This is a genomic window from Prevotella sp. ICM33, from assembly GCF_000517825.1.
GTDB lineage: Bacteria > Bacteroidota > Bacteroidia > Bacteroidales > Bacteroidaceae > Prevotella > Prevotella melaninogenica.
Genome location: NZ_JACD01000093.1, coordinates 1 through 6,541 on the forward strand (window position 1 = coordinate 1; position 6,541 = coordinate 6,541).

Annotated in this window: 5 protein-coding genes; all 5 read right to left on the reverse strand. The window is 39.6% G+C overall.

Features of this window, described 5'->3' with window-relative positions; translation table 11 throughout:
- Positions 1–249 precede the first annotated feature (249 nt).
- The 5 genes from pncB to nrfH all read right to left on the reverse strand — a co-directional run bounded on the left by pncB (position 250) and on the right by nrfH (position 6,097).
- Entirely contained in the window at positions 250–1,455 is a 1,206-nt protein-coding gene (pncB, locus tag HMPREF1505_RS11505) for a nicotinate phosphoribosyltransferase (RefSeq protein WP_197017523.1), read from the reverse strand.
- 174 nt (positions 1,456–1,629) lie between these two features.
- Complete coding sequence (gene ccsA / locus HMPREF1505_RS11510) at positions 1,630–2,418, reverse strand: cytochrome c biogenesis protein CcsA (RefSeq protein ID WP_004361118.1); 789 nt, start codon at positions 2,416–2,418, stop codon at positions 1,630–1,632.
- On the reverse strand, positions 2,415–3,752 hold the full coding sequence (locus tag HMPREF1505_RS11515) for a cytochrome c biogenesis protein ResB (RefSeq protein ID WP_036925486.1): 1,338 nt from the start codon (positions 3,750–3,752) through the stop codon (positions 2,415–2,417). Before HMPREF1505_RS11515 ends, ccsA begins: the two co-directional genes overlap by 4 nt.
- Before the next feature lie 196 nt (positions 3,753–3,948).
- A complete protein-coding gene (gene nrfA, locus HMPREF1505_RS11520; RefSeq protein ID WP_036925488.1) occupies positions 3,949–5,445 on the reverse strand; it encodes an ammonia-forming cytochrome c nitrite reductase in 1,497 nt (498 codons plus the stop codon).
- Between the two features lie 19 nt (positions 5,446–5,464).
- On the reverse strand, positions 5,465–6,097 hold the full coding sequence (nrfH, locus tag HMPREF1505_RS11525) for a cytochrome c nitrite reductase small subunit (protein ID WP_021670679.1): 633 nt from the start codon (positions 6,095–6,097) through the stop codon (positions 5,465–5,467).
- Positions 6,098–6,541 lie beyond the last annotated feature (444 nt).

A 6,541-nucleotide genomic window follows, 5' to 3' on the forward strand; every position in this document is an offset into this window, starting at 1 on the left:
GATTTTAGCCCTTAACTTTTATATGTGGAAAAGGTTTACCGGACAGCAATAAATTCATAATTATGATTACTACTATACTTCATAATTATGAATATCATTATTTGCTATTCTTAAAATATGACCTTGATAATAGATTAAGAGTAATATAACTTTAAAAGGCGATAATAAGTAATAACATTAATTCATCAACTTATTATCGTCTTTTGACGTATCCCTCTGTAATATTCGAGGTAAAAATTAGATAGAAATCTACTCTTTATAATTAATTGCTTCCATGAATCGCTTGATAACCTCTGGCTTACCCGTATGCTTACCTTTATCTTCAGAGATCTTACAGGTCTCATTATAGAACGGCCACGACTCCGTAATCTTTACAGCGACCAACTTAATAACAATGTTCATTGGCTTTACATGTGGGAAATCATTGGTGAAGTGAGTACCAATACCAAATGAAGGCTTCACTCGATTCTCAGCATAACGCTGTATCTCAATAGCCTTATCCGTATCTAAAGCATTTGAGAATAGCACCTGCTTATCACGTGCATCAATACCGAAAGACTTATATTTTGCAATAATCTTCTCTAATTGCTCAAAGTTATCACCAGAGTCTATACGCAATCCCTTGAACTGATTAGCAAAGTCTTCAGAGAAGTTATAAGAAAATATATCCCACCCAAAGGAATCGTAAAGGTAAGTTCCCAAAGCACCTCGATAAGTCCTACGCCATGCTTCCATGGCCATATAGTTTGCCATCTGAGGGCCAAACATACCGCCAATAGCGCAAATAAACTCATGCGCCATCGTACCAACAGGCATAAGATTATACTTCATAGCAAGATGAATGTTGCTTGTACCAACAAAGCGTCCTTTCCATTCGCGACTGTCATAGCAATCCTTCATGGCACAAACAGCAGTATCTTCTGCTGTAAGGCTGGCACGACGGCGTGTGCCAAAGTCTGAAAAGACACAACCAGCCTCAAGTAATCGCTCTGTCTTATGGTAAGTCTTATCGTAAAGTTCTTGATAATCAAACTCCTGAGCTTGGTCGTTAAACATATAGAATAGCTCTGAAATGATGGCAAGAACCTTTACCTCTAACAGAATAGTATCAGCCCATAATCCTTCAAACTCAATATGAAGATGCCCATCCTCATCCTGCCATACCTTCACCCACTCACGTGAAAAGCGAAAGCCGCGGAGGTATGTCAAGAACCATTCTGGAAGATAATTGCACTTCTGTCGAAGAAAGTTTATTTCTTCGTCGGTAATAACAACCGTCTCAAGTAACTCTATTTGATGTTCCACTTCACGTGCAAAACCTTCTGGGTAGACCGTATCGTCACGGTCAACAAACTGATAGCAAACATGTGCACGTGGATAATTATCAATGACAGCGCAGCACATTGTAAGCTTATAAAGGTCATCGTCTGTAAAGTGATTAATAATCTGTCTCATCTTATTATTGTTGAATTCAGTTGTCAAAAGTATAAAAAAGAAATGGAAGGACAAAGGGTTTTGTCAAAAATATGACTTAATGATAATAGCAAAAGGAGATATATAAGTAAAACAAAATCGGTTCATTAGAATTAAGAAATAACCTTCTAATGAACCGATTTGGAGTAAAGTCTTTTAACTTAAGTTATATGTATGTACACTCATGCCTTGCGCTGACGGCAGATAATTGATGCCCCACCAGCACATCTGCAATAAGATGAAGGCTATAATGAGTACCCATAAGGCTGGGCGAACAATGTGAGGACGATACTGACGATAGTGGACATAGACCAAATAAGAAAGCCAAGTAATAGCAGCCCACGTCTCCTTCGGGTCCCATGACCAATAATGTCCCCATGCCTCTTTTGCCCACAAAGCACCCATAAGCATACCAAGTGTCATAAATGATAGTCCAACGTAGGCAAGATTATCAGTTATCTCCATCTCTTTATCTGTATCAGTTCCCTTCTTAAAGAAAAGAAGATAGACCGACATGACTACTGCTGCACCCAAAAGTGCGTATGCCATCATATACACAATTACATGAGGAGCAAACCATGGACTCTGCAAGGCTGGCATAAGCGTCTTGGAATGAATCTCAGGCTTGAAGATATTAACACATACAAACACTGTTGCAAGAAGTGTTGAGAAGCTCAATATCCATTTATACTGCCAACGACTAAAGACAATAATACCTGCCAAAGGAAGGAAAAAACTATACCATAAACGCGTTTCTCCCATCGTTCGAAGTGGTGGACGTTCCAATGTTATCCACATAATGAGAATGTAGGAAAAGAAGATTACAAGTCCAAGACCTGTTGCGCCAAACGCTAAGATACGACGGTTACGCCATGCAGCCCATGCACCTATAGCCCATAAAACTACTGATACAACTGCAAATATGATAAAATAACTCCAAATCATAGCTTAACCTCCTTCTTACGACTTGCTGTCAAGAACATTCCAACAGCTCCAAATAACAACATGAATATACCTACATAGACAACTGGCATCCAAGGGTCTGTTACAATCTCAAAGATACTTAGATTACTCCACTTACCCATTTGTTCATTGTAACTTAACTGATAGATTTTCCATCCATCAATACTAAAAGGTTTGTTAACCTCTATCTCGGTGTGAATATTCTTTCCATCCTGTGTATAGATGTCAACAAGTGAAGCGAAACGACGTGGCTCACGATTTGGCATAACCAATCTTCTACCATCACTAAGTTTCAAAGACTGATAAGGGAAAAGATAGCTTCCACAAGTGAGCCAACCAGTTACAGTACGTTTTTGACCTTTAATTAAACCAGAGTCACTGCTTCCATTAGCATTTACACCAGTTGTTACCTTTACCAATATCGCACAAGCAGTACCTGTTGCATCCGAAGCTATATAGCCATCCTTATTACGTGCCTGTCCTAAAGAGTCCATACGGATATTGCCCATCATACCACCAGGTATCTTACCAACCATCTTACTAAGCATAACTGGCATAGCATTATCAATGCGTTTGAGAACCTCAATCTTACAATCTAACAGTTGACCAGACTTTACATTCTTATCTAAAAGAATATTCTCTGGCTTTCCCTTAGGAAGCGGAAGCCCCATATTATCAATAAGCATGAGCTTAGGTGGATATTCATCAATGGTAAACTTCTCCAGCTGAATTGCCACAGGGAGGTGATGAACGGCACTAAAAGCATCAAGACCACGCCACTCTACCTGTCCTTGCTCGCAAAACATCTTTACTCGAAGCATATCTGCACTACCAAGTGTACCGCATGTAAGAACAAGGAACAGTCCGATATGACTCGTTAGTGTTGGCAAGCGACGCCAAGAGAAATGTACTATTTGATTCAAAGTTACTTCACCAACAATGGCTGTCATCCATAAGTAAACAAGGACAAACGGCCAGAAATTAAGCATCTTTGTTAGACCAAGTGGGTCTATAGGAGCTTTCCCTTCTGCCACTTGTTTGGTAAGTCCCATAAGAAGAGTGAGTATTGCAGCTGTAGCAATAGCTGGAATCGCCGCTTGCATGGTTGACATGAAACGACAGAAATAAGACCGCTTACGAAGTGCGTAGACTATGATAAGTGCCAGTACGAGTAAGATTAATGTAATAATGTTGGCTGGCCAAGCAAAGATACCCCACTCTAAGGGACCTATTGTTACCTGTAATAATCCACCTGTAACCAATAAACCAACTACTATTGCTGTACCTTCTCTAAGTGTATAAGGTTTATTCCACATAGTAAAAGAGGCTCTCCCCCACTATTAATAAGGTCTTGAAAAACTTTATTTTATGTTTGTGAAGTACGAGCAGATAAATGATTTCGTTTTGATATATAAAATATTAGGATACAAGAATATTCTTCAAATAGAGTATTCCTATTTTACTGAACAAGATTCCTCCCCTAATGGGAAGGAATCCTGTGTGTAAGTTTGTTTACATCGGTTTAGTTATAAACCGCTTATTCTTGCGTGCCTGCTCTATCCACTTCGGAACGATAGTGTCAAGGAACTGCTTCTTTTGTGCATTAAGCTTAGTCATATCTAAGCCAATGTAAGACTGTGCCTTAGCCTTAGTAGAAACGTCAGGAAGAGGAATCTGTCCTGTAAAGCCGTGACGAGCAACTACACGTGCGATCTGTAAGCGTGCATCCTTTGCATATTCCATTGCACTTCCAAGGAGTCGCATTACTTCTTGTGGAGCATGGAAAGCAGCACCGTGGCTGGCAACAGCATAATCCCAACGCCACTGACCCTTACGAAGATCTTTCAAAACAGGCTCCATCTCAGCCTCAGTTGCACCCTTTTCCCATGCAAATTTAGCTTCAATATGTGCTGCAGCAAGTTCTCTTTCGACATGAGTACGGAAGTCATAAATCTTCTGTTGACGCTCATATACATTCTGACGAAGTGTTTCAGCATCTTGACGGTGACAAGTCTGGCAAGTACGACTAATGTTTGCTAATGGACTTGTAATATGGTGATCTGTATATTTCACACCACCCTCAGAGATGTAAGGCATATGACAATCAGCACATGAAACACCACGCTGTCCATGGATTCCCTGTAAATACAATTCATAACCAGGGTGCTGTGCCTTTAGAATCTTCGCCTTTGATAACGGATTAATGTAATCATAGAATCCAATACTATCGTAGTATTCCTCTGCTGCCTCACACGTCATACCCTTTTCTTGAGGGAAATGTAGATAGTTGCCATTCTCTTTCTCGAAGTAGTATTCCGTGTGGCACTGTGCGCAGACCAGGCTACGCATCTCTTGATGGCTGGCTTTTCTCACGTCTTTACCGACACGAGCCCATGCCTCATAGAGAGCAGGACGAGCGGGACGAAGTTCCATCGTCCTTGCATCATGGCAGTCTGAGCAACCGACGGTGTTCATGACCTCTGGTCCCCAGTCGCTCCACTTGGCAGCATAGAATTTATCAGTTCCTTTCTCACGCATTAGACGTGGAACATCAGGACCCTTGCAGGTCCAACAGGTTCCTGGCTGTATGTCATCTTGTCCATCAACACCTGGACTTCCTGTACGCATAATCTTACGTAAGTCATCAATACAATGACGGTGTCCACGTGGTGTATTATACCCTCTTGAGAAAGAATAGCCAGCCCATAGGATAACCATTTCGGGTCTCTCTGCCAGTACATCTACTTCCTGGGAAGAATTGTACTTACTCACGAAACTTGTGTCTTCTGTCATTGCCCACGTCTCATATTCACGTGGGAAATCAGCTGCAAATTTCTCATTCTGAGATACAATGGAGTCAGTCATCGGTGTACGTCTGTTGTTGAACACACTTACAACCTCAGCTCTTCTTTCAAGCATTGAAGAACAGAGCAGTCCAAGAATGAACACGAGAACCATTGCTCCTCCAAAGAGTAGCCAGCCTTGCCATTTCTTTAATGTCTTTGCCATAATTATCGATTTTTAGTTCTTATTTTTTCTTTCCTAACATTTTTTGCAACCAATCTGGAACAGGAGAAGGTGGCATTGGTTCCACATATTCTGCACCAGGGGTGCTTGAGAGAGAATTCATCTTCATGTGTGCTACATCACGATGACAATCCCAGCAGGCTTTACCCTCACCACGCTGAGCCTCCATGTAATCTATTCTACCTGTATTAACAAACTCTTGATTTAATTGTTTATGACAGCGGATGCAGTTATCCATTATCACTTCTGCGGATGCTGATTCTGCCTGAATAGTTTGCGATTCATTAAATGTAACAAAATAAGCTACATGCTTCATTCCATCCATACCTTTAAAAGCATAGTGTGCAGCAACGTTATCATTAGGAACGTGACAATCGTTACATGTGGTGTTACGAGCATGTGCAGAGTGTGACCACGTAGCATAATAAGGTGACATGATATGGCAATTAATACATGCCGCTGGGTCATCACCTATTATATAGGTATGCATACGTAGAAGATAAAAGAATAACCCTGTTAATCCTACTATCACACCGCACAAAATAGATAATGTAACCTTTTGCCGATATGAGATGCATGATAGAAACTTATCTATCATACTTTTCAATTTGGTAGATATGGTTTTTAGTTTCATAGGATTTATATCTTGTTTCGTGCACAAAGATATGTATTATTTTTCATTAGACAAGTAAAGAAAAAAGAAAAAATCATCATAAATTATGATTTAAACTAAATCTAATATATTTTTATCGTGAAGAAAAGAATTTATGTTCATGAAAATAATTAGATATAACACTTGTATAAAGAATAATACTATACGTGTAATAAACTTGTAAGAAGAATATGTTTAGGCTCTAATGACCGATTATGGTTAAATGTGTAGATGCTTTTCGTATTGCTTTAACAAAAGAATCGAAGTTACTCATTAAACAAAAATATGGCTGAGACTGTCAACTATCTATCCTTTTATCATCCACTTTCATTGAAAACCTTTTCATTTTAAGACTTCGAAAAAACACAGACAAGGATTTGAAAAATCATTACATAATTTCAAAGAAAACATCTATAACTAACGGCA

Excerpts from the sequence above, each read along its gene's own strand:
- pncB (WP_197017523.1), bottom strand. The coding sequence starts at position 1,455 with ATGAGACAGATTATTAATCACTTTACAGACGATGACCTTTATAAGCTT.
- ccsA (WP_004361118.1), bottom strand. The coding sequence starts at position 2,418 with ATGATTTGGAGTTATTTTATCATATTTGCAGTTGTATCAGTAGTTTTA.
- HMPREF1505_RS11515 (WP_036925486.1), bottom strand. The coding sequence starts at position 3,752 with ATGTGGAATAAACCTTATACACTTAGAGAAGGTACAGCAATAGTAGTT.
- nrfA (WP_036925488.1), bottom strand. The coding sequence starts at position 5,445 with ATGGCAAAGACATTAAAGAAATGGCAAGGCTGGCTACTCTTTGGAGGA.
- nrfH (WP_021670679.1), bottom strand. The coding sequence starts at position 6,097 with ATGAAACTAAAAACCATATCTACCAAATTGAAAAGTATGATAGATAAG.